Here is a 21,573-nt window from a genome sequence, read left to right on the forward strand (position 1 = left end):
AGCCGTGTGAAGAGAAATTTTCACGCACGGTTTTGGAGAGCGGCGGCGCTCGTGAGAGTGTCGCCGACTTTAATTTTTTAGATCGAGATTTGTTGCCCGTGAAAGTTGGTGAAAAACCCGACAATTGGCAACCATCAGGCAAAAGAATTAAACGAGGTCTTTACCGTTATAGCACTGGGTTGTTAATCAATGCAGATGTTAATGGCGCGGCAAATATCATCCGAAAATCAAAAGTAGCCATAGACTCAATTTCAATTATTGAGCGAGTGGGTAGGGGGTTGCTGACTAACCCTTTAAGAATCAAACTTTGGGCGGATTCATCCCCCAAAGTTTCTCCTTAAGAATCCCCGTGTCTTTAGACCGGGGAGTGTCAACGAGGCAAACTAGATGTCAGGCCAGCTTGCTAGCCCTACTTTTAAGCCTAATAATTCGGTTGCCTTTTCGCTGTCTACAGGCCTAGAAAATAAATATCCTTGCCCCAACTCACACCCCAACTCTCGCAGTTTCTGTAGCTGTGTTGGCGTTTCTATGCCTTCTGCCACAATATCCATACCTCGGCTGCGAGCCAGCGTCACAATTGTCTGGATAATTTCTACGCCACTGTTGTCTGATCCAATGCGGCTAACAAAAGAGCGGTCAATCTTTAAGGTATCAATGGGAAACTCGTGTAAGCGGCTTAAAGAAGAGTAGCCCGTGCCAAAGTCATCGATACACAACATAAGGCCTAGAGCTTTTAGCTGCTTCAACATCTTTTCTTCCCTGGATACTGTTTCCAAAATGCAGCTTTCAGTAATCTCTAGTTTGAGACTGTAGCTGGGAAAGCCAGTCTGCTGCAAAATCTCCTCAATTCGATTCAGTAGGTTTGCTTGCTTTAGCTGCACTGGGGAAAGATTGACATTAATCGCCAAGGGAGGTGTGTGGGGAAACTGTTGCTGCCAAATACTGATCTGGTGACAAGCTTCCTGCAAAACAAACCACCCCAGTTCATTGATCAAACCAGTTTCTTCAGCCACAGGGATAAACTCAGCAGGCGGGTAGATTCTGCCAGATGGGTGATGCCAGCGCACCAAAGCTTCAAAGCCACTCAGTTGCCCCGTAGAAAGCGAGACAATTGGCTGGTAGTGAACGCAAAATTCTTGTAGCGCGATCGCCCTTCTCAAATCATTCTCCAACTGCAACCGCGTCATCGCAACAGTTTGCATCGCTGGATCGAAAACTTCGTAACGCCCTCTGCCTTGAGCTTTAGCATAATACATTGCGATATCCGCATCTCTGAGCACGTCTTCTGGGCGATCGTAACCCATTGTGCTAACGATAATGCCAATGCTGATCTCGGTAAATACTTCATAATCATTCAAATTAAACGGCTGCCTTAATTGATTTTGGATGCGTTCAGCCACCCTGTTTGGTTCATCAATATCTTTAATATCTTCCAGCAATATCACAAATTCATCTCCTCCAAACCGCGCAACTGCATCTGTATGGCGTAAACAAACTTGCAGTTGACGAGCAACGCTTTTTAGTAATTGATCCCCAACCAAATGTCCGAGGCTATCATTCACTACTTTAAAGCGATCTAGGTCAATAAATAGCACCGCATATAGATAATCTTCACGTCTGTACGACAAGTTGATCGCCTGTTGCAGCCGATTCATAAACCAAGCGCGGTTAGGCAACTCCGTTAGCGCGTCGTGAAAAGCATCATGTCCTAATTTTTTTTCCCTTTCCAACAACTGAACTTGAGCCTGTTCAAGCTCGTTGTAGGCTTGTCTAAGTTCAGCCGTTTGAGAAGCCACCCGTTCCTCTAACTCAGAAGTGAGTTTCTGCAAGGCCGCTTCCGCCTCTTTTCGCGCTTCAATTTCCTCTTTGAGAAGCACATTTTGCTCTTCCAGCGTCTTGGTCAAATTTCGCAGTCTCAGATGTAGTTGCACGCGGGCTAGGACTTCCTCTTGCTGAAAGGGTTTGGTGATATAATCTACTGCTCCCATTGACAGACCTTTAACCTTATCCACGCGATCCGTAAGAGATGTCATAAAAATCACAGGGATATCTTTCGTTGCCACCGATGCTTTTAAGCGGTGGCAGGTTTCAAACCCATCTATCCCCGGCATCATCACATCTAACAATATGATATTTGGCGAAACTTCTTGTAACTTCTCAATAGCACTTTCCCCATCCTTAGCTACTAAAACCTTGAAGCCTGACTCCTTCAAAAAATCGAACAAAAGTTTGAGGTTATTCGGGTTGTCGTCAACAATTAAAATTACATTGTCTTTTTGGTTGAGCATTTTATTCCCCCAAATGTTTTCTTACAAAAGCTAGTAGTTCTTTTTCTTCAAAATTCTTGGCAAATTGCAAGATTTTATTAGCAAAGGGTAGATAGTTGCCGTCTATCTGCTTAAGTCTATTGGCTTCCTGCTCAACCACTTCAATATCGCCGATCCGAGCTGCATTAAACAGCGCTACCAGCTCTGCTGATGGCGGTATCACAAGCTCACCACTCTGAACGTTTAATAAATCAGTGAAACCTTCCGGCTGTGCGATCGCCAAATCCGCAGGTTGGTCGTAAATCCATTCTATTTGTAAGTAATTTTTTAATACTTCTAGCAATTCTTCTACTTGGATAGGCTTTGACAGGAACTCGTTACAACCTGCTTCTTGGCTATTTTGGCGATCGAATTCAAACACGCTGGCGCTGGATGCTATCAATATTACATCCTTAAACTCTGATGACTTTCGGAAGCGCCGCGACATTTCAAATCCATCCATTACTGGCATCACTAAGTCTGTGATAATCATATCAGGTTGAAAATCAATGGCTTTATTTAAACCCTCTTGTCCATTACAAGCTTCCATGATTTTAAAACCTAGTGGTTCTAAAAAGCTTCTAATAAAACCTCTATTTTCTAATCGATCGTCTACTAACAAAATTTTATTTTTATTGCCTTTAAAACCTGTTAAATTAATTGAAGTATTTACCGAAGGTTGAGTAATAAATTCCGCTGATTGAGTCAACTCTAAATCAAAGGAAAAAATGCTGCCTTGACCGAGTATACTTTCGACTTTTATTTCGCCTCCCATCAGTTGAACAATTTTCTGTGCGATCGCTAATCCCAACCCAGTGCCTTCTGCCTTCCGCTGGCTATTTCCGACTTGTTCAAACGGTAAAAATATTTTTTCTAACTGTTCAGGTGCCATTCCAATCCCCGTATCTTGGATATGGAAACGAATTTTAGTAAGTTGTGATTGCTCAGAGTCTTCCCCCGTAGCTATTACGCCTACCTTAAAAATAACACCTCCTTTTTCTGTAAATTTAATAGCATTGCCCAAAAGGTTAATCAAAACTTGGCGCAGTCGTTTTTCATCAGCCTTTACAGCGTTAGGAAGTTGATTTAATACTTGATAACTAAAGGTAATTTCTTTTTGTTCAGCTCGGATGCGGCACATTTCCACAACCCCGATCAAAAAGGAAGAAAAATTAAAACTTGAGCTGTCAAGTTCCATTTTACTGGCTTCAATTTTAGAAATGTCTAAAATATCGTTAATCAGCGTGAGTAAGTGCGAACCACACTGGTGAATAATGTGGATAGCATCTTTTTGTTTAGGAGTGGTAGTTTGATCGCGCTCCATAATTTGAGAGTATCCTAGAATTCCGTTCAGGGGTGTGCGAAGTTCATGGCTCATGTTGGCGAGGAATTCGCTCTTGGCATGGTTAGCAGTATCAGCGGCCATTTTTGCCTCTTTTAGCTCACTTGTTCGTTCTTCTACTCGATTTTCTAGCTCTGAGTTGGTCTTTTCCAAAGCAGCAAAAGACTCGCGCAATTGCTGTGCCATTTGGTTAAAAGATTGAGCGAGAACTCCCAGTTCATTTATCCCATTTACGTCTACTTTTTGGTTTAATTGACCGCTAGCGATCGCTCTACTCGCTTTACTCAAAAGAAAAATAGGATGGGTAATCCAGCGGGAGGCGAAGATTCCTAACAACGTCGCTAGCACTAACGCTAAAATGCAGAGTAGGATAGTGCTACGGGTATTGGCATTAATTTCCTCCATAAAGTCGGCTTCTGGAACGACTACAACAATCAGCCAATCAAGACCTCTACCATCTTGGAATGGGGATACTTGCACGAATTCCCGCTGACCATTTAGCATGAATTCTAGTTGCTGGTTGCTATCTATTTCGGTAAAGTTACCAAAGCGTTCTATTAAATGTTGCGCTGTACCCTTGATCAAAGGTACGCTGCTCTCAATCGCTTTTAATCGTTGCGTTTTTTGGCGATTTTTGCTTTTGATAAATGGCTTCTCGGCGGTGGAAGAAGCCACTAGCAAGCCAGAGCGTTCGATGATGAAAGTCTTGCCCGATTTACCAATTTTTAAAGTTTGGAGAAAGTCGCCGATTTTTGAGAGAAACAGATCGGTACTTACAACTCCTCTAAAAATGCCATTTTTATCGTAAGCAGGTTGGCTAGCGGAGATGCCTAGGCTAGGTTGAATATAATATTGATAAATTTTATTCCATTGGGGTTTGCCGGCAACTTTTGCAGCTTTATACCAGGGTCGAATGCGGGGATCGTAGTCTGGGTGGGTTTCCTTAAACTGAGTCGGGTTGCCCTCTCTATCTACCTTGACGATCGTATTGAGAAAATTAGTAGAGCGATCGGTTATTTCAATAACCACACTGCCATCATCCTTATATCCAGCCCCTGCGTATTCTTTTTTTTCCCCTCCAAAACTGATGTAACTAACAGTGGAAAATTGCTTGAGCTGCCAGTAGAAGTAGCTTCTCATAGAACTCATATTGTCTGGATTCCATAATCCAAAGCGGCGAATGGCATCGACGCTGATGGCATTGACCAAATGGGGTGTTTCCAAGTAAGTGTTTAGTTGTTGATTGATGCGGGCGACTACCTCCGTTCGTAATTGGGTAGTAACGTTGTTGACGGCAGTTTTGCCGTTGCGTAGCGAGAGCCAACCTGTCAGTCCCACAGCGGCGAAGATTTGCAGGACGAATGGTACGACTAAGACGAGGCGCAACGGGATTTTTTGAGGCCTTTTTGCAACTTCGTCCTCACTTGCGATTAGTGTCATGGCGGAGTCATTTTAGTATTTGGATTATTTCAATAACAACAGTCGCTCACCCTTGGTCATTTAAAGTCAGCTCTAGGGAAATTATTGATTCCGTCTCTCTTGAACGCCAATTGGTTTAATGATATCTTATTGTTGAATAACCGGACCCAAATGAGCGGCTAATACTGATACAGTTGGCAAATTTATGAAATAAACAGCTCCCCATTTGAGACGAAATCTCCATAAATGTCAAATGCTATATTTTGCTTGGGGTCGCAGTGTAAGCCTACCTGCAGATTTCAGGGATATTCAGTACACCTTCATTGACTTGTAGGTCTTGATCTCAATACTAATTGATCTAAGCATACAATTATAGTCAGGACTTATACCAATTTTTTATGAGGCCCCGTAGAATCTGATCCCCCCTAACCCCCCTTAATAAGGGGAGTAGGGGGTGGGACAAGATTCTTCTCAAAGTCAACCCCTACTCCCCAACAATCAGGGGGATTTAGGGGGATCGAGATATGTGCAACTTCACATTAAATTGGTATTACGAACTATAGAATCTGAAACCCACCTTCCCCGTGCTGCCCTAAAAAAGGGGGAACTTGAAAGCCCTCTTGGAAAAAGGGTTTGGGGGTTCTATGCGTAACTCTTAAGCTTACGTCAGCTAAATTGCGCTTTTTTTTCAAGGGGCTCTCTGGCCCGTCCCACAAGGATTTTCAAATAGAGGAAATGGCAACCTAGATGCACAATAACTTAATAGTCGATCGTGCATAGTAGCTAAATCAACCCTAAACTCAACAGTGCCATGAGTTCAGGTAGAATCAGATGCGAAACAGAAAAAGATTTGACTGCATGGGCGATCTACGGAAACGTAGGGCGCTGAGCGAGATAGCGTTGAAATCCGCTGTTTAGCAGTTTCGTTTTTTCTTCCAGGCACAGGTCTAATCTCCCACACCCCATCTCAAAACGAAAGCCGCACGCCCGGACACGAGAGAAGCAGTTCAACACCCTTAAACTCTCTCCAACTTAATCCGTCAATTAAGATAGGTTCATCAAGCCTTTCTAAAGTTGTTTCTAAAGTTGTCGTCATCCCAACCCCTCCTTACTCAATTCAATCTTAATTGAATGTGCGTTCATCAGCGCTCATCTGCCAACATCTGCGATCGCAATCCCATCTACTGTCCCAAAGTTCCCTTATACTCGTCCGGTACAAATTCCGTAACCACTTGGCCGCCGCCACCGTCGCCTTTGACAATCACAGTTTGATTTTTCAACTCTCCCGCCGCCCTCGGCCCTGTCAAATTAAACACCGGATTTAACTGCCGATATACCACATTTCCTTCTGCATCAAAAGTCTGGTTAGTTAAATACCAAGTTACGCGATCGGTATTTAATTGAGCTTGACGTTTTTCCCCAATTCCTACCACATTCCCCGTCAAATAAAAAACTTTTTTCTCTAAATCTCCCCGCCCCGTATCCCCAGTCATCGTCACCTTTTCCACACGGTGAAAAACCTTCACAGGCCCAGGCGACACCACAGATTGCGCCGGAAAATTCCAACTCATCAAACTGCTTTCTATTTGCAGCGGCGGGTCTGATGGCATCAACTGAGCGTTTTTTGTCAGCGTCGCAATCTTGGTTTTTAAGTCTACATCTACTTGGTCGGCAAAACCGCTGTCTGTGACTATTTTATCTTTGTATCTGTCAATTTGAGTCGGTTTGGCGCTGTTTACCTTTTGTTGATCCACAAACCACACTAAGTGTTCGGTTCGCAATTGCAAAGCCGGATCTTTAACATTCGCCACCACAGAACCGAATAACTCCATCCTCTTAGCCCTACTGAAAACCCGCGCTTCCTTCGCTGAAGCCGTCACCTGTTTGTTCTCTCCAGTCAAATTATTGCGGACAACTAAAACATCTTCCTTCGGCCGCCACTCCAACTCATTTCCCCGCAATACCACTCCATTTTTCAGGTCTTTAGCGACTATGTTACCTTTGAGAAAAACCTGATTTCCTTCCTGAAATACCTGCCCGGTTTCTCCCTGAATATCGTAAATTTCTTTGCCGTCCTGAAACAATTTGCCCACGGGTTTCTGAACGTTAACTATCTTTTTGTCTTTGCTGTAAACGGCATTTTGCGAGTTTACTTTCCAGAAGGTCTCGCCCTTTTCGTTTGCTTGTTCTAGGGTTACTTTGTTTAAAGTTAAAGTGCTGTTTGACTGTTGAGCAGTTTTGAGATCCTCAGCTAATTTGTTCTTTTGAGTCTCTTGCGGAACTGCACAAGCACCAATCCCCAAAATCAGTGCTGCTAAAAATAGCAGCATCAATTTTGGGGATTTGAAAGTGGGAATTTGGGATTTGAGATTAATCATTGGTTATTGGGAATTGGTAATTGGTAATTGGTAATTAATAATTGGCTCTTGAAAAACACTTAATCAAAAATTAAAAATGTGTCATGTTTGGTCTAAATTTTTAACTTTTAATTCTCAATGATTCAACCCATTAACCCTCACCCATTACCCGTTACCCATTACCCATTACCCAACCCCTATCTGTCGTCGTGTTCCTCCATCAAGCTCAGACCCGACAAAGGGCGGTAAGCATAATTAGGGCGCGATGTTTTTTGGATGTCGTCCTTAATCATTTCCAAATCGATATAGCGATCGGCTACATTAATCAAACTGTCGCTCGTCATCGATCGCAAACTCACCACCTCAACCCGCACACCGCGATAGCTCACAGCGTCTACAGCATAAGCCAAATCGCCGTCACCGCTGACCAAAACCGCCGTGTCGTAAGACCCCACTAAAGCCATCATATCCACAGCGATTTCTACATCCAAATTCGCCTTCTTAGAACCATCTGGCAACTGTACCAAATCCTTAGAAATCACGCGGTAGCCGTTGCGGCGCATCCACAGCAAAAACCCCTGCTGTTTCTCGTTAGTGCGATCGACACCCGTGTAGAAGAAAGAGCGCAGCAGCCGCGAACCCGCAGTTAAACGGCACAGCAGCTTAGTGTAATCAATCTCAATTCCTAACTGCAAAGCCGCGTAAAAAAGGTTAGAACCGTCAATAAAAATTGCCACTCTACCCCGATTTTCTAGAACCTGTTCCGGCGTAAAAAGGTCGTTGCTTTCTATTCTATTCAACATGATTGTTATGCCTCGATTTTTATGAAAGATTGGTAAGGAAATAACTGCTAATTCGTAGTCTGTCATAACACCCAGAGCCCTGGCTGCCAACTATGAAGGTACTGTTTACAGCAGTTCGATCCGCTTAAAAACAGGTTGGGGTTCCCCCAGAGTTTGGTTTGCCGGCAAAGCGCCCCAAGCAGCATGAGCTGCAAAATTCGCTAAACTGTTAACTGTAACTCGATCGTTAAAGTCAATTGAAAAACCTAGCTGTTGATAGATAGCGTTGCTGATATTGGGAATAATCGGCGACAAAAGGTAAGATGCTAGTCTAACAGATTCCAGAACAGAATATAGCACCTGTTCGACACTTTCGATTTGTCCCTGCTTGTACAAACTCCAAGGTGCTTGCACGTCAATAAACTTGTTTCCGGCTCGAACTAATGCAAGCACCGCTTCGCAAGCCTTGCTAAAAGCCAACTCCTCGTAAAAATCTGCTACTCGATCGCCCAAATCCAGGCTCATAGCCTTGAGAAGGTTGTCGCCCTCAATGTTTTCTCCCAACACATTTGGTACGCAGGCACCGCAATATTTGCGAGCCATGTTTAACGTGCGGTTAAGCAAATTTCCCAAATCATTTGCTAGCTCAGCATTCAATATATTGATAAACCGAGTTTCGTTAAAATCGCCGTCCTCTCCGAACTCAATTTCTTTGAGGAAATAGTAACGTACTGCATCAGCGCCGTATTTGTTGACCAATTCGACAGGGTTTAAAGTATTACCCTCCGTTTTCCCCATTTTTTTGCCGTCTTTGGTCAAAAACCCGTGTGCGAAAACGCGACCCGGCACCGGTAGATTCGCTGACATCAGCATTGCCGGCCAGTAAACTGCGTGGAAGCGAAGAATATCTTTGCCGATCAAATGCAAGTCAACCGGCCACCATTTAGATAAAGCATTCTCCAACATCGGGTCGCTGTCCGGATCTAGCAAGGCGGTGACGTATCCCAGCAAAGCGTCAAACCAGACGTAGATGCTGTGACTGGGGTCAACTGGCATTGGCAGACCCCATTCGAGATTCACTCTAGAAATCGAAAAGTCTTGCAGTCCAGAGTTGACGAAACTGAGCACTTCGTTGCGTCGGCTTTCCGGCGCGATGAAGTCGGGACGTTCTGCGTACAAGGCCAGCAGTTGCTCTTGATACCGCGACAGACGGAAAAAGTAATTTTCCTCGTCGCGCCACTCAACTTCCTTGCTGGTGTGGACAGAACACCGATTTCCCGGCAACAATTCCCGTTCATCCTTGAATTCTTCACAGGAGACGCAGTACCAGCCTTGTTGCTGGTTCAAGTAGATGTCGCCGGAGTTCCAGACGCGCTGGAAAAATTCTTTGACAATGTACTCGTGGCGCCGCGAAGTTGTGCGGATGAAGCGATCGTACTGGATGTCGAGTTGCTCCCACAGCGCCTCAAACGCCGGAACCACTGAATCGCAGTGAGCTTGGGGCGATCGTCCCAAACTCTCGGCTGTCCGCTGAATTTTCTGCCCGTGTTCGTCCGTCCCCGTAACCAGCAAAACAGATTTGCCCCGCAGCCGCTCAAATCGGGCTAGGGCATCCGCAGCCATAGTCGTATAAGCGCTGCCAACGTGAGGTAAATCGTTTACATAATACAGAGGCGTTGTGATCGCAAAGGTATTTTTAGTTTTATCGGTCGATTTCATTGAATGCTAAAAGAAAATTCCCTAAATTTCGTTTCGATCTTAACTCAGCGGTTAAATTTTTTATGGAGTGGCAATCAAGCCAAATTCACTGCAAGTTATTTGCAATTGTCTAACCCGGGCTATTCCCAAAAGAAATATTGCTTTCATATCAACACTAATCTTTTTTAGTTGTTTTTGACGAACTCTCTAAAATGTCTTAATATTTTGACATTCGGCTGCCTTGGGAAGCGACGCTCCTGGGGTACGCGCCTCCTCTATTCATTGGTCGTAGCCGCATCCCTAGAGCGGGTTTAGCAGCCCACCCGGTTGGCAACAAAACTCGTCAGTTGGGCTGCTAAACCCGCCGTTCGACTAACGCTCCGCGACCACTTTCTGTGAATGCCCGATCGCTCACCATCGCCATCTCTTTCTCGCGATCGCTGGAAAGTCGATCGCTCGCCACTCCTGCCACTTTCCAAGCCGCTCATGGACGCAGAAACCGGGTTATTTAGGAAACTCTCTTGTCAAGCGCGAAGCTTTAGTTTCTTACCCCAAAAATAGTATCAAACCCATATTCCGCACCCTCAACTGTCACTATCGGTTTTTACTTATTTTGATTTAGCAATAAAACTTTAAATCATACTATAATACCGTAGATTAACGGATAAAAAACTTTTTAAAAGCATAATTTGTTACTTAGAAGATATAGTTTTCTGCGTAATTATGCTGTATGACACCCCAGGGTGTGGAATGTGGGATAAAAGCCTAGTTTTTTTGTCACCAAACCCGGTTTATAAAGGTGGCGAGTACATCCACAGACAATAAAACCCCAAGCCAGTTAAGCTTGGGGCTATCAAATTAGGGTGCATCTAACAACGGATTATCCGATCGCCCTCGATCCCCATCAGGAAAACTCACTCGATTTCCGCCAATAGCTTCTGACAAATAATCGGCCGCAGCTTCCACAACCGCGATCGCATTTTCGTAAACCATCCGCGTCGGCCCCAAAACCCCAACACTACCCACCGGCACTGATCCCCGGCGGTAAGTCGAAGAAATCAGAGTACAGCCACGAATTGGTTCTAAAGAATTTTCCGAACCAATACGCACCGTTACCCGCTTTCCGGGGATGTCCAACTCAGGCGATTCAAAAATCAAAGGCCAAAGCAGTTCTTGCTCTTGTTCGAGCAGTTGCACCAGGGTTTGAACTTGCTGCAACTGCGAAAACTCAGGCAAGCGCAGCGCTTCTGCTAAACCGCCGATCAGAATCCGCGTGTAGGTTGGATTGGTTTGGCGGCTGCTCAAAGCAGTCAGCATGGTTTCCATCCACTCAGCGTACAGCTCAAAGTCCCGGTCTAACTCGCTCCAGTCTACAGCCGAGAGTTCCGAGAGCGATCGTCCCCGCAACTTGCTGTTCAAAAAATTCGACAAAATCTGCAACTGGCGATCGACAATTTCGGCCTCAGGCCTGTTACCTTCTGCGTCTGAAGGCAACTGCACCAAAACCGACTGAGTTTCGTAGGCATCCGTTACCACGATCAGCATCACCTTTCCCGGCTCTAGCTGCACCAGTTGCAAGTGGCGCAAGCAAGCCATATTGGTTTGCGGAATGGTGATCATGGCTATGTAACCGCTGATAGTTGCCAGGATTTGAGCAGCGCCACGGAGTGCCGCGTCCATGCGACCATCCGACCAATTGAGTTGGTCTAGTACCTGTTCCACCTTGCGGGCGAGCGTATCAGACGGCTGAATCAACTGGTCTACATAAATTCGGTAGCCGGAGTCAGAGGGGACTCGTCCTGCCGAAGTGTGGGGCTGATAAAGCAGTCCAGCTTTTTCAAGAGTCCCCATCGCATTGCGAATTGTAGCTGGGCTGACGCTGAGGTTGAATTCGTCAGCCAAAGCTTTTGAGCCAACGGGTTCCGCTGTTGCTATGTAGTGGCGAACCGTTGCCCAAAGGATGTGTTGTTGCCGATCGGTGAGGTTAACGCGCACAGATATTTAAGCAGAATTAGAATTTAGAGTTGAAAGCCACTATTTAATCGAAACGTCTGTCCCAAGAGGGCGATCGGGCAGAGTTATCTATTTAAGATAACAGATTTAGGCGAAGGAAGTTCAGCAACAGATTGTGTACGGGATTTTACGGATTGTGTACGTGATTTTACGGAGCGATGTTGAGGGAATGAACAGGGAAAAATGTTTTAACTTTTAACTTGTAACTTTCTATTTGGGAAGCTTCGCTTCCCCGAACCGGATATCTGCCCAATGCCCCATTCCTTGGTTTCGCTTTACGCAATGCCCTTTAAGTGTGTTGTTTAAGAATATTTTGCAGGTAACTAGCCACGGCATCCGGCTGTTCCACCATTGCCAAATGGCCACAATCGGGAAGCTGAAGGACATTCTCGCCACAACCTTGGAACATCCAGTGGAAGCTAGCCAAATGCAGCACGTATTTTGGTTCCATAATTTTGTCTTTAGTGCCAGCAATAAAATAAACAGGCTGCTTGAGTTGGGAGACAATTTGTGGCAATAGGTGAATCTGGGCTTCTGTGGTCGAGTCCAACAAAGCCCCCAAAGCTGCCTCTGGATGAGCTCCCACGAAATCTATTAAGCGCTGCCGTCCCCAGGATCTGCCGATCGAGCGGGCTACAGAATCGCGGGCAAACACGTAATCTGCTAAGGGCAAGCGAGGTAGCCAGCCGGGACGCATTGTCACTAGCTGCTTGCCGACCGCTCGAAACCGCTCGAATTCTTCCTTAAGATAGATGCCGCCCCCTGCATTGATGCAGACCACGCCTTTAACGCGATCGGAGAATTTGCTGGCTCCCCATAGAGCGATCGTACCGCCGAGAGAGTGTCCCACCAGCCAAGCAGAAGATATATCGAGTTTTTCGAGTAAAATTTCCAAATCGCGAGCGTAAGCTGCCGGAGTGTAGCAGGAATTTAGCGGTTCGGAATGCCCGCGATCAACCCCACCGTCCGATTGAGAATCGCCAAACCCCCGCAAATCGTAGGTAAGGCACTGATAGTTTGATGCCAAGCGATCGGTCAAAGGTTGCCAGTAGTGGCGGCTTAACAGCCAGCCGTGGACAAATACCAGAACCGGGGAAGTTGCAGTCGGAGCCGTCAAATCGTAAGCGTGCCGAACCCCTAGGATGTTGATTGTTGCCATATTTTTATCCTACCCGCTCTCTAAGACCTATGTAAACCTATGTATAGCCTTTCTCAGAAAGAGGGAGTACGCCGAAACCCTGTGTTCTCAAGCTTTTTCAGGCTGACGCTACAAGATTTTTGTCCACTGCACGGGCAATCTTGGCATAGCTTGCCCTTTTATGCGATCGCCCTGGAATAAATATTCCTTCAAACCAGCGTTCTATGTTTTTTGCACCCTTCAAATTTCTGTCTGCTGTATGAGCGCAATTGCGACATAAATCAACGCGATTTTTTAATGGCATTTTGCGGCCATAATTTTCCCAAAATTAGCCGAGCTGAAAGTCGTAAGCCCTCGGTATTCCAGTGTCAAATTAGATATTTTTTTGTCGGATAGTTACCAATTAAATTCGTACATCCTACATTCAACTATTGAACAAACTAAATTGTTAGCATTCAACAATTATTTAATCTCTTAATTTTCTAGCTAGCGTTACCTATCCCTAGTTTTGGGCGAGGCGATACGTAATTTTATGGAGCGCCTTTTTGCGGATATTTGCGACTTTTGCGTGTAGTCCCGCGAGCTTACTTAAGTAAGTAGGCGCTGTAAAACGTGAACTAACCCGACGGTCAACGGATTACCGTTAGACCGCAGGCTTCTTTTTCCTTTTTTGCAAAGGCTTTTTTGAGTGACGAAGTTCCCCCGCCACTTTCGTGATTTAGACCAATCTTCTTTATGAGTTTGGCTGAATTTTCATCTCGATCCAAAGATTCTCCACACTGGCAAGAATGCTACCGCTCCGACAATTCTTTCGGAACCTTATTCAGGCAATTCCAGCAATGTTGAGAAGTTCCTTTCGGGTCAACAAATAGAACAGCTTTACCTAACTTCCAAGCAGCATATTTGAGGACGCTGACGAATTGCCCATGAGCAGCATCAAGCATTGATTTATTCAAGCCACTTTTAGCTGACTGACCATTCGGCAAATAAATTAAATTACCGTTGTCAATATCAGTCTTGGGTTTTGCACGTCTAGTCAGATTTTTGACCTTCAAATCTTCAACAACTAAAACATCACATTTGCCAAATAGCTCATGTGCCGTTTTGAACTGAAAATCCAGTCTAGCTCTAGCTATAAATTGGTGAAGTTTAGAAATCTTGTCCTTGATTGTTTTCCAAGGCTTAGAACCTTTAACTCTGCCAGCCAGCTTCGCTTGAAGTCTTGCTAACTTCTGGATCGATTTCCTCAAGAATCTAGGATTTTCAACTCTTTCGCCATTAGAAAGATAAGCGTAATTAGTGATTCCCAGATCGATACCCACAGTATTTTCGACCGTCGGCTGAATTTCTGCAACCGTTACGGGAACTGTTTTATCTTCTAGCGTCAGTGAAATATACCACCCATCCGCTTCTGGGATAACTGTTCCCGTCTTAACTTTGAACCCTGTTGGTATTGAACGGTGGAAAACCATAGGCACGCTTACCTATTTTCGCGAGGCTAATACAAATCCTGTTTTGCTCATCCTTGACCAGATCAAGATTGTCTAATTGAGGATAAGTGAAAGACTTATAGTAGTGAAGCCCTTTGAATTTAGGTTTCCCTCTACGATTGCCATTTTTGTCGGGCGTGGTAAAGTTTGAAAAAGAAGTTTCTACTCTGTTAACAACATCTTGCAAAACCTGAGAATCCAACACCTTGTAATCAGGAAATAGCTTCTTTGTGTTTTTTATGTCAGCCAGTTGTATGCTTTGCCACTGTACATATCCGCCTTCAATATTCGAGAAAATGTCACCTTTCTTAGTCAAAGGATTACCTGACTCATCCTTTCTTCTGCCATCCCTAGTTTGCACTCTAATTAAGGGAATATTTTGATAAATCTCCTCAACAGGGACTATGGAAACAATTAAAGGACAGGCGTTGATAGGTGTTCTCGTGGATTCCCACCACCTAAATCTCTCGCCCAAACGGTAGTTGTACTGCCGGCGACAGAGTTCTAGATGAGCCACAATCGTTGTTAGTTGGACTTTTGTGGGCTTGAGGCGGTATTTGTAAGTGAGTTGCATCGGAAACTTCCTTTTTTTCGACCTACTTTAATGTACCATTTTTTTAATTTAATACTTAGAATGTACATCAAAGTTTAAGGTACTCACAAAGTCTATTTGTCGGCTTCCGTCCGCGACATCCGACGCTCCTTTCATCCCTGCGGTAATTTATTCGGGGTACTTCGCGCAGCGCTCAGATGCGTCCCCTCTAAATATACCGAGGGACTTCCCGGCTGCTTGTTAAAAAGCTTGACAACCTCGTTTCGGCGTGTCCCATGTTTATGAGAACCGCTATCTACACTCGTTTGTAGGAACAATTTTGCCGAGCTTTTTATCCTATCTCACTGGAAAACTTCTGCAAACTAATGTCTACTTATAGAAATCTAGTTATTTAGGGAGCATCGGCAGCTTGCCCTAAAACCGCTCGCCTAGCAATCTTTGTCGCACCCCCTCAGCGATTTTCTGCCCCAGATATTCGGGAATTAAACTTTCATTGGGGCCCAACAAATAGAGAATCAGGCGAGTTCGCCCCCGCCAAACTAGCAAATTAGCATTTACGACCAACAAATCCTCTTGCCAGATGGCATACATAACTTTGTAAAAAAGTCCAGGTTGATTATCGGCTTCAATCAGCAAAGCTGGCAAGTGGAAAACCGGATCGACGTAGAATTCAGTTGCCACATCTTCTAAACCCGCGTCTAAATTAAATTCCACCGCCAACATCTCTTCAACCTCAAAATGCCCCGCCAATGCCTCTCGAACCGCCCTACAGACGTTTTCTGCTGTTTTATCTGCCAGTACCTTGCCACCGCGAGATACGACCAATTTGATAAATACCAGCATCGGCGGGTAAATTTGACCGTACAGACTCAGACTGTGAATTGTCAGTCCGTAGGCCGCGAGCACTCCAAAAATATCGCTCAATAGAAAAGACTGGTTCCGGTAAGCAAAATGCAGGGCACTTTTGTTACCTTCGGCTCGGATTTCGATGACTGCTTGCCGAGTTTTGTAAAGCTGGTAAGCTAATTTGAGGTTTTGCAACTGGATTTCGCTGCTGACAAATTGCTCATAAAACTGCGGAAACGCTCGGTTAAAGCGCTTGAGAAGTTCTAGTGTGGATGGTTTTAAACCCGAAGCCATAATTGAGGAGAAGGTGCGGGAGATATACTGGTATTGACTCTTCCATGCCTTATGGCAATGGGATTTTCGATTCGACGATTCGACTTAAATTGTGCCCGTCTCCTCACTAAAAGCAAAACTCAAATCTGTCTGAGAACTTATCACGAGAATGTCACGTTGCGCCATTCCAGTGGTATTTTCCACCAAGGGTATAAGTTCCGGCGCGATCGGCGGCACTCAAAAGAAGCATTTCCCAATATGCCTCTGTCCTGGTTCGGCAACAAATTTTACCTTAAAAGCGGGTTGTCCGGGCACTTGCTAGCAGAACAGTTCTACCAAACTTGACAGAATCAAAAAAGCGCAGACTCAATGTTGGACGACAAATCCCTGTTTTCGGCGTAAGATGAGTGTACCGTAAACTGTTCCTCAAGAGGCTACCGGCAATTGATCCTACGCCGATCGGAGTGGGTTTATCTGTCTGGTTCTCTTTCTCGTCGTCCAACTTCTACTACCTTAACCGCGCCTGCATGGGTTTTTGGAAAAACTTATTTAGTAGTTCTGAGTCTGCCTCTGTACCCCAAACAGCGGATTTTGAGGAAGATGTGGCTGTTGGGTTAGGCGATCCGCTTTCCCCAACGTTTCGCAAGCCCGCCAGCGGAAACGCTCGCATCTTTTTCAGTTGCGATCGGGACATTGACCTCTACGAACTCGAAGAACTTTGTAATGCAGTGGGTTGGTCCCGCCGTCCCCTGCGTAAAGTCAAAAAAGCTATTCAGCACAGCTTCCTAGTCGTCTCTATGTGGGAGATGCGGGGCAGCCAGCGACGGCTGGTGGGTTTCGCCAGAGCGACTTCAGACCATGCTTTTAATGCCACGCTTTGGGATGTGGTAGTTCATCCTGACTACCAGGGCAAGGGCATGGGCAAGGCGCTGATGAAATACATCATTAAAAAACTCCGCAGTGAAGATATCAGCAACATTACCTTATTTGCTGACCCTCAAGTGGTGGATTTTTACCGCAATTTGGGCTTTATGTCCGATCCAGAGGGGATTAAAGGTATGTTTTGGTACCCTGATTAGCGAGCGAGGTGCAGGTCGGCGTTGATTTGTTGAGGAAATGCAATTGACGCTGCCAACACCTCCTCTTCCTGTGCGCTGCGGTCAGTTACGATTGGATGTATCCCCGCAGCGAAAGCAAGTACGATCGAACTGCACAACTTGAAGACAACTTCGCCGTAGCTGCATTGAAAGCTAAAATCAAAAAAAGCTTGACAAGGGAGGGGTTTTGTGAGTTAATGGTTAAAAGATAGCTAACTATCACACCGGGATGTAGCGCAGCTTGGTAGCGCGCCTGCTTTGGGAGCAGGATGTCGCAGGTTCAAATCCTGTCATCCCGATCGCACAATGTTAAATAATAGATTGAAGCAGAACTGTCTCTGATGTTTACATTTCGTCAAAATGAAAACAAATTGAGGCAGTTTTTGCCGATCGTGTTAAGTCGCCAGTCTTTGCGTTAATGTGTTTCAGGATCGCTCCTGATGGAAAAAACATGAAATCATTAGTTCGTTTGGGCGCAATATTGGGAATTGTCGGCAGCACTCTGCTGGGCCCCTCCCCAATTGGCAAGATGTCTGCACTGGCACTGCCGGAGCCGCAAATTTTGGAAAAATTGCGCCCGGTACCAGTATTTACGATTACAGACGCTCAGGGTGCGCCCCTGATCGCTTCTGTTCCCAAGCAGGGTCAGGGTCAAACTGGTAATGCTTCCGTGGCGGGAATTTTCATCAGCCAGAAAGATGCTCAAGCTTTTGTCGATCAACTGAAAACCAAAAATCCTCAGTTGGCGGCCACGGTGCGCGTGATGCCGGTGTCGCTGGGGGAAATTTATCAGATCACTCAAGCAAATAAAGGCAAGCCCGAAGAAGTGCAATTTGCTTTCGTTCCGGCTCCGCAGCAGGTGCAGTCGGCTAAAACTGTACTTCAGCAGACTGGTCAACAAGTTAACGAATTCAACGGTGTACCTCTATTTTTGGCAAGAGGCGGCGCAGAAAATGGTTATTTGACGATTCAGCGGGGTCAGCAAGAGGTGATTCCCTTGTTTTTTAACAAGGAGGATTTACAGGGAATGGTCGAGCGTTTTAAGCAGCAGCAGCCCAACGTGACAGCCACAATTAAGATTGAGGTGGTGAACTTGGAGAGCGTTTTGGAAGCTTTGCGTACTGAGAACGACCCGTTTTTGACCCAAATGATTTTGATTCCGTCGCGGGAGTCGCTGGAATTTGTGCGCTCGCTCCAACCAGCAGGTGCGGGCCAAAATCCACAGGTTGCTCCGGCTCCAGCCTCTCCGGCTCCAGCTCGGCCGGCTCCAGCTCCGGCTCCAGCTCGCTAATAGTTAGTCAGTTGACAGTTGAGTGTTGACAGTTGACAGTTGACAGTTAACTGTTGACTGTTGACCACGAATTTCAAAGGTGGTACCCGCCACGTGATTTATCCGTGGAATCAATCCAAAATCGAAAATCGAAAATCCTCAAGCCCCCGCATTTATCCGTGGGGTCGCCTCTAAAATCGAAAATCGAAAATCGAAAATCGATTGACTGTTGTCATTAGTTACCAATTCCCGATGCCCGATGCCCGATGCCCAATTCCCAAAAAGTCTTATGTTTGTTTCTGGTTTAGAGCTTTGGGAATGGGCGAATCAAGCTAAAACCGAGGCGAGAGCCTCTGACATTCCCCTAGCAGAAATCGACTGGCTGCTGAAAGAGCTGGCTGGTTTGGATAGGTTGGCTCTGCGTTTGGAGTCGTTTAAAGATTTGCCAAAAATTGAATTAAAGTTGTCTTTATCTGAACTTGCTCAATTGTGGCAGCGGCGCTTGCAGGAACGGGTGCCGGTGCAGTATTTAACGGGAGTTGCACATTGGCGGCATTTTTCGCTCAAAGTAACGCCGGCGGTGCTAATTCCGCGTCCTGAAACGGAATTGCTGATCGATTTGGCTGTAGAAGCTGTTAAAAGCTATGGTGTCAATCCCAAATCGCATTGGGTGGATTTGGGGACGGGCAGCGGGGCGATCGCGATCGGCTTGGCTTCGGCGTTGACAAATGCTAGGGTTTATGCGGTAGATTGCAGTTCGGAAGCTTTGGCAGTTGCTCGACTGAATGCTGAGAATTTGGGCTTTGAATCGCGAATTAATTTTTATCAAGGTTTGTGGTGGGAACCGCTAGAATTTCTCAAAGGTCAAGTCAGCGGCATGGTGTCTAACCCCCCTTACATTCCCAGCAGCACGGTGCTGACTCTGGAACCGGAAGTTTTGAAGCACGAACCTCATCTGGCCTTAGACGGCGGTTTGGACGGGTTAGATTGCATCCGGCATTTGGTAGAAACGGCTCCCGATTATTTAGAATCCGGGGGAGTTTGGTTGGTTGAGATGATGGCGGGACAGGCTGAGGCGGTAGCTGATATGCTGCAAAGTCACGGGAGTTACGGTGAAGTTCAGATATTTTCGGATTTAGCAGGAATCGATCGGTTTGCCTTAGCCTACCGTCTTTAGGTTTCAAGAATATGTCGTACTTCTAAAATCTAAAATCTAAAATCTAAAATCTAAAATGGCATGACACAAGTTTCGATCGATGCCCTAGTTCAAGGGGCAATTTCTGGTAATCATATCGTCAGTTTTCCTACAGATACTGTACCCGCTTTGGCTGCGCGTCCCGATCGCTCGGAGTTGATTTTTGCAGCTAAACGCCGCAGTCAAGACAAACCGCTGATTTTGATGGCAGCATCGGCCAAGGCTTTATGGCCTTACGTGCAGGGGAGTCCAGCAGAGTTTAAATTGTGGCAGCAAGTGGCCGAATCCTATTGGCCGGGGGCGTTAACTTTGGTGCTGCCGGCTTCGGCAAAAGTCCCGGCGGTCATGAATTCGATCGACCCAACTACAATCGGAGTACGAGTTCCTAACTTTCCCCTTGCGATCAAGATTCTAGAGGAGACAGGCCCTTTGGCTACTACCAGTGCTAATTTATCCGGCCAGCCGCCTCTGGAATCGGTGGCAGAAATTGAGGCTCAGTTTCCCGAAGTCTTGACATTAGTTCCTTCTGAATTAGCAACAGCGACAACAGCTTCGAGTTTGCCTTCGACTGTGGCTAAATGGACTGGTAGCGGGTGGGAAATATTGCGACAAGGCACGATCGAGTTAGAATGCTAAAAGCTAAACTCCAAGGCAAAGCAATATGGCGCCGATCGGCTGGAGCAACTTTATATATTTAGGTATGGGACTGGGGCTGGGTTTGGGAAGCAGTTTGATTTGGCGCCTGCGGCAAAAAAGCTCGCAACAGCCCGAACCGGCGCCCAAAGTAGCCCCACCTCCTCAAGAAATTCACTTAGAGAAGTTTGATGCTCTTTCCGAGCAACTTAAGCAAACTCAATTGGCTTATCAGATGGCATCGGAGATGAGCCAATTTAAGGCTGGTTTTTTGGCTCGAACTTCTCACGAGTTGCGATCGCCCCTGAGCACTATGATTGGTACGCTGCAATTAATTCTCTCGGATTTGTGCGACGATCCTGCTGAGGAACGAGAGTTTGTCGAGCAAGCTCACGTCGCGGCACTCAAGCTGGTGAAATTAATAGATGAAATTATCTCTGTTGCTAAAACTGAACACGGCACTGAAAGGATGGATATTGAGCCGATTCAGTTAGCTAAGGTTTTTGACGAGGTTGATGATTTAACTTACTTGCAAGCTGCTAATCGCGGCATTCGTTTGGAGATATTGCCGCCAGATCCGGGGATTTATGTATTGGCAGATTTGCCGAGGTTTAGGCAAGTTTTAGTCAATTTGGTAGATACTGCTGTTGCTCAGATGGAGGAGGGGAGTATTTCTGTTTCGGCGCATTCTTCGCCGGAATCTGGATACGTTCACATTTGGGTGGACGATCAGCGTTCAGTGAGTGCTTGGAGCGAGTCTTGGGATTTGCTGAAGCACGATTTGGAGTGTGATATTACCAAGAGCAGCGATAATTCTCAGGTGTCTTCGGGAATGAGGTTATTGATGAATCAGACTCTTTTGAGTTTGATGAGCGGAAAGTTGGAGGTTCTGGCTGTGCCTTCTGAGTCCGAAGAGTGCAATTTTAACCGGACTCAGTGTTCTATTCCTTTGGCAACTTTCTGATGAAGGAAGTTCGGCCGCGAGCAATGTACGGGATGTAACGGAGATATTGCACCATTTTAAGCAACAGGCAAGATGCCTGTTCCACAAGAGATGAATTTTATTGTGGAACAGGCACCATTGTAAGCAACAGGCAAGATGCCTGTTCCACAAGAGATGAATTTTATTGTGGAACAGGCACCATTGTAAGCAACAGGCAA

General features: G+C 45.7%; 19 protein-coding genes, 1 tRNA gene and 1 pseudogene. 8 read left to right on the forward strand and 13 right to left on the reverse strand.

Annotated elements, in window-relative coordinates; translation table 11 throughout:
* Positions 1-341 (forward strand): annotated as a pseudogene (locus QUB35_RS29140) (hypothetical protein); the annotation flags it as partial.
* A 42-nt stretch (positions 342-383) separates the two neighbouring features.
* On the opposite strand, the gene QUB35_RS29145 reads toward QUB35_RS29140, so the two are convergent.
* The 13 genes from QUB35_RS29145 to QUB35_RS29205 all read right to left on the reverse strand — a co-directional run bounded on the left by QUB35_RS29145 (position 384) and on the right by QUB35_RS29205 (position 16,238).
* Entirely contained in the window at positions 384-2,288 is a 1,905-nt protein-coding gene (locus tag QUB35_RS29145) for an EAL domain-containing protein (protein ID WP_333145130.1), read from the reverse strand.
* A 1-nt stretch (position 2,289) separates the two neighbouring features.
* Positions 2,290-5,088, reverse strand: coding sequence for an ATP-binding protein (locus QUB35_RS29150; RefSeq protein ID WP_333145131.1), 2,799 nt, complete (start codon positions 5,086-5,088; stop codon positions 2,290-2,292).
* 946 nt (positions 5,089-6,034) lie between these two features.
* Positions 6,035-6,163, reverse strand: a complete 129-nt coding sequence (locus QUB35_RS29155; RefSeq protein ID WP_333145132.1) for a hypothetical protein — start codon at positions 6,161-6,163, stop codon at positions 6,035-6,037.
* Positions 6,164-6,248: 85 nt separating this feature from the next.
* Positions 6,249-7,445 carry an LPS export ABC transporter periplasmic protein LptC gene (lptC, locus tag QUB35_RS29160; RefSeq protein WP_333145133.1) on the reverse strand — a complete coding sequence of 399 codons (1,197 nt, stop codon included), beginning with the start codon at positions 7,443-7,445 and terminating at the stop codon, positions 6,249-6,251.
* A gap of 176 nt (positions 7,446-7,621) precedes the next feature.
* Positions 7,622-8,227, reverse strand: coding sequence for a LabA-like NYN domain-containing protein (locus tag QUB35_RS29165; RefSeq protein WP_006631885.1), 606 nt, complete (start codon positions 8,225-8,227; stop codon positions 7,622-7,624).
* A gap of 105 nt (positions 8,228-8,332) precedes the next feature.
* Positions 8,333-9,925, reverse strand: a complete 1,593-nt coding sequence (gene metG / locus QUB35_RS29170) for a methionine--tRNA ligase (RefSeq protein ID WP_333145134.1) — start codon at positions 9,923-9,925, stop codon at positions 8,333-8,335.
* Between the two features lie 290 nt (positions 9,926-10,215).
* Complete coding sequence (locus tag QUB35_RS29175) at positions 10,216-10,392, reverse strand: hypothetical protein (RefSeq protein ID WP_333145135.1); 177 nt, start codon at positions 10,390-10,392, stop codon at positions 10,216-10,218.
* Between the two features lie 370 nt (positions 10,393-10,762).
* Positions 10,763-11,905: a heat-inducible transcriptional repressor HrcA gene (gene hrcA / locus QUB35_RS29180; protein ID WP_445252081.1), complete on the reverse strand. Its 1,143-nt coding sequence runs from the start codon at positions 11,903-11,905 to the stop codon at positions 10,763-10,765.
* Positions 11,906-12,206: 301 nt separating this feature from the next.
* Entirely contained in the window at positions 12,207-13,076 is an 870-nt protein-coding gene (locus QUB35_RS29185) for an alpha/beta hydrolase (RefSeq protein ID WP_333145137.1), read from the reverse strand.
* 97 nt (positions 13,077-13,173) lie between these two features.
* The gene (locus QUB35_RS29190; RefSeq protein WP_333145138.1) at positions 13,174-13,359 is read right to left on the reverse strand and encodes a hypothetical protein; all 186 of its coding nucleotides are present in this window, start codon (positions 13,357-13,359) and stop codon (positions 13,174-13,176) included.
* Positions 13,360-13,846: 487 nt separating this feature from the next.
* A complete protein-coding gene (locus QUB35_RS29195) occupies positions 13,847-14,527 on the reverse strand; it encodes a transposase (RefSeq protein WP_333145139.1) in 681 nt (226 codons plus the stop codon).
* Complete coding sequence (locus QUB35_RS29200) at positions 14,487-15,119, reverse strand: helix-turn-helix domain-containing protein (protein WP_333145140.1); 633 nt, start codon at positions 15,117-15,119, stop codon at positions 14,487-14,489. The genes QUB35_RS29195 and QUB35_RS29200 overlap by 41 nt, the downstream gene beginning before the upstream one ends.
* 393 nt (positions 15,120-15,512) lie before the next feature.
* A complete protein-coding gene (locus QUB35_RS29205; RefSeq protein ID WP_006631881.1) occupies positions 15,513-16,238 on the reverse strand; it encodes a hypothetical protein in 726 nt (241 codons plus the stop codon).
* A gap of 33 nt (positions 16,239-16,271) precedes the next feature.
* On the opposite strand from QUB35_RS29205, the gene QUB35_RS29210 reads away from it, so the two are divergent.
* From QUB35_RS29210 to QUB35_RS29240, 7 genes are all read left to right on the forward strand, one after another.
* Positions 16,272-16,562 carry a hypothetical protein gene (locus QUB35_RS29210; RefSeq protein WP_333145141.1) on the forward strand — a complete coding sequence of 97 codons (291 nt, stop codon included), beginning with the start codon at positions 16,272-16,274 and terminating at the stop codon, positions 16,560-16,562.
* Between the two features lie 182 nt (positions 16,563-16,744).
* On the forward strand, positions 16,745-17,296 hold the full coding sequence (locus QUB35_RS29215; protein WP_172187348.1) for a GNAT family N-acetyltransferase: 552 nt from the start codon (positions 16,745-16,747) through the stop codon (positions 17,294-17,296).
* Positions 17,297-17,539: 243 nt separating this feature from the next.
* Positions 17,540-17,613, forward strand: a tRNA-Pro gene (locus tag QUB35_RS29220).
* 152 nt (positions 17,614-17,765) lie between these two features.
* The gene (locus QUB35_RS29225) at positions 17,766-18,605 is read left to right on the forward strand and encodes a Tic22 family protein (protein ID WP_333145142.1); all 840 of its coding nucleotides are present in this window, start codon (positions 17,766-17,768) and stop codon (positions 18,603-18,605) included.
* Between the two features lie 268 nt (positions 18,606-18,873).
* Positions 18,874-19,761, forward strand: a complete 888-nt coding sequence (prmC, locus tag QUB35_RS29230) for a peptide chain release factor N(5)-glutamine methyltransferase (RefSeq protein ID WP_333145160.1) — start codon at positions 18,874-18,876, stop codon at positions 19,759-19,761.
* A 60-nt stretch (positions 19,762-19,821) separates the two neighbouring features.
* A complete protein-coding gene (locus tag QUB35_RS29235; RefSeq protein WP_333145143.1) occupies positions 19,822-20,415 on the forward strand; it encodes an L-threonylcarbamoyladenylate synthase in 594 nt (197 codons plus the stop codon).
* A 25-nt stretch (positions 20,416-20,440) separates the two neighbouring features.
* Positions 20,441-21,376 carry a sensor histidine kinase gene (locus tag QUB35_RS29240; protein ID WP_333145144.1) on the forward strand — a complete coding sequence of 312 codons (936 nt, stop codon included), beginning with the start codon at positions 20,441-20,443 and terminating at the stop codon, positions 21,374-21,376.
* Positions 21,377-21,573 lie beyond the last annotated feature (197 nt).

It is taken from the genome of Microcoleus sp. B13-B6 (assembly GCF_036705405.1).
In the GTDB taxonomy this organism is placed as follows: Bacteria; Cyanobacteriota; Cyanobacteriia; order Cyanobacteriales; family Microcoleaceae; genus Microcoleus.

What these genes read in the sequence shown, in the direction of transcription:
- prmC (WP_333145160.1), top strand. Translation starts at nt 18,874, where the DNA reads ATGTTTGTTTCTGGTTTAGAGCTTTGGGAATGGGCGAATCAAGCTAAA.
- lptC (WP_333145133.1), bottom strand. Translation starts at nt 7,445, where the DNA reads ATGATTAATCTCAAATCCCAAATTCCCACTTTCAAATCCCCAAAATTG.
- QUB35_RS29185 (WP_333145137.1), bottom strand. Translation starts at nt 13,076, where the DNA reads ATGGCAACAATCAACATCCTAGGGGTTCGGCACGCTTACGATTTGACG.
- QUB35_RS29240 (WP_333145144.1), top strand. Translation starts at nt 20,441, where the DNA reads ATGGCGCCGATCGGCTGGAGCAACTTTATATATTTAGGTATGGGACTG.
- QUB35_RS29150 (WP_333145131.1), bottom strand. Translation starts at nt 5,088, where the DNA reads ATGACACTAATCGCAAGTGAGGACGAAGTTGCAAAAAGGCCTCAAAAA.
- QUB35_RS29175 (WP_333145135.1), bottom strand. Translation starts at nt 10,392, where the DNA reads ATGAGCGGCTTGGAAAGTGGCAGGAGTGGCGAGCGATCGACTTTCCAG.
- QUB35_RS29190 (WP_333145138.1), bottom strand. Translation starts at nt 13,359, where the DNA reads ATGCCATTAAAAAATCGCGTTGATTTATGTCGCAATTGCGCTCATACA.
- metG (WP_333145134.1), bottom strand. Translation starts at nt 9,925, where the DNA reads ATGAAATCGACCGATAAAACTAAAAATACCTTTGCGATCACAACGCCT.
- QUB35_RS29205 (WP_006631881.1), bottom strand. Translation starts at nt 16,238, where the DNA reads ATGGCTTCGGGTTTAAAACCATCCACACTAGAACTTCTCAAGCGCTTT.
- QUB35_RS29225 (WP_333145142.1), top strand. Translation starts at nt 17,766, where the DNA reads ATGAAATCATTAGTTCGTTTGGGCGCAATATTGGGAATTGTCGGCAGC.
- QUB35_RS29145 (WP_333145130.1), bottom strand. Translation starts at nt 2,288, where the DNA reads ATGCTCAACCAAAAAGACAATGTAATTTTAATTGTTGACGACAACCCG.
- QUB35_RS29215 (WP_172187348.1), top strand. Translation starts at nt 16,745, where the DNA reads ATGGGTTTTTGGAAAAACTTATTTAGTAGTTCTGAGTCTGCCTCTGTA.
- QUB35_RS29155 (WP_333145132.1), bottom strand. Translation starts at nt 6,163, where the DNA reads ATGACGACAACTTTAGAAACAACTTTAGAAAGGCTTGATGAACCTATC.
- QUB35_RS29235 (WP_333145143.1), top strand. Translation starts at nt 19,822, where the DNA reads ATGACACAAGTTTCGATCGATGCCCTAGTTCAAGGGGCAATTTCTGGT.
- QUB35_RS29200 (WP_333145140.1), bottom strand. Translation starts at nt 15,119, where the DNA reads ATGCAACTCACTTACAAATACCGCCTCAAGCCCACAAAAGTCCAACTA.
- QUB35_RS29195 (WP_333145139.1), bottom strand. Translation starts at nt 14,527, where the DNA reads ATGGTTTTCCACCGTTCAATACCAACAGGGTTCAAAGTTAAGACGGGA.
- QUB35_RS29165 (WP_006631885.1), bottom strand. Translation starts at nt 8,227, where the DNA reads ATGTTGAATAGAATAGAAAGCAACGACCTTTTTACGCCGGAACAGGTT.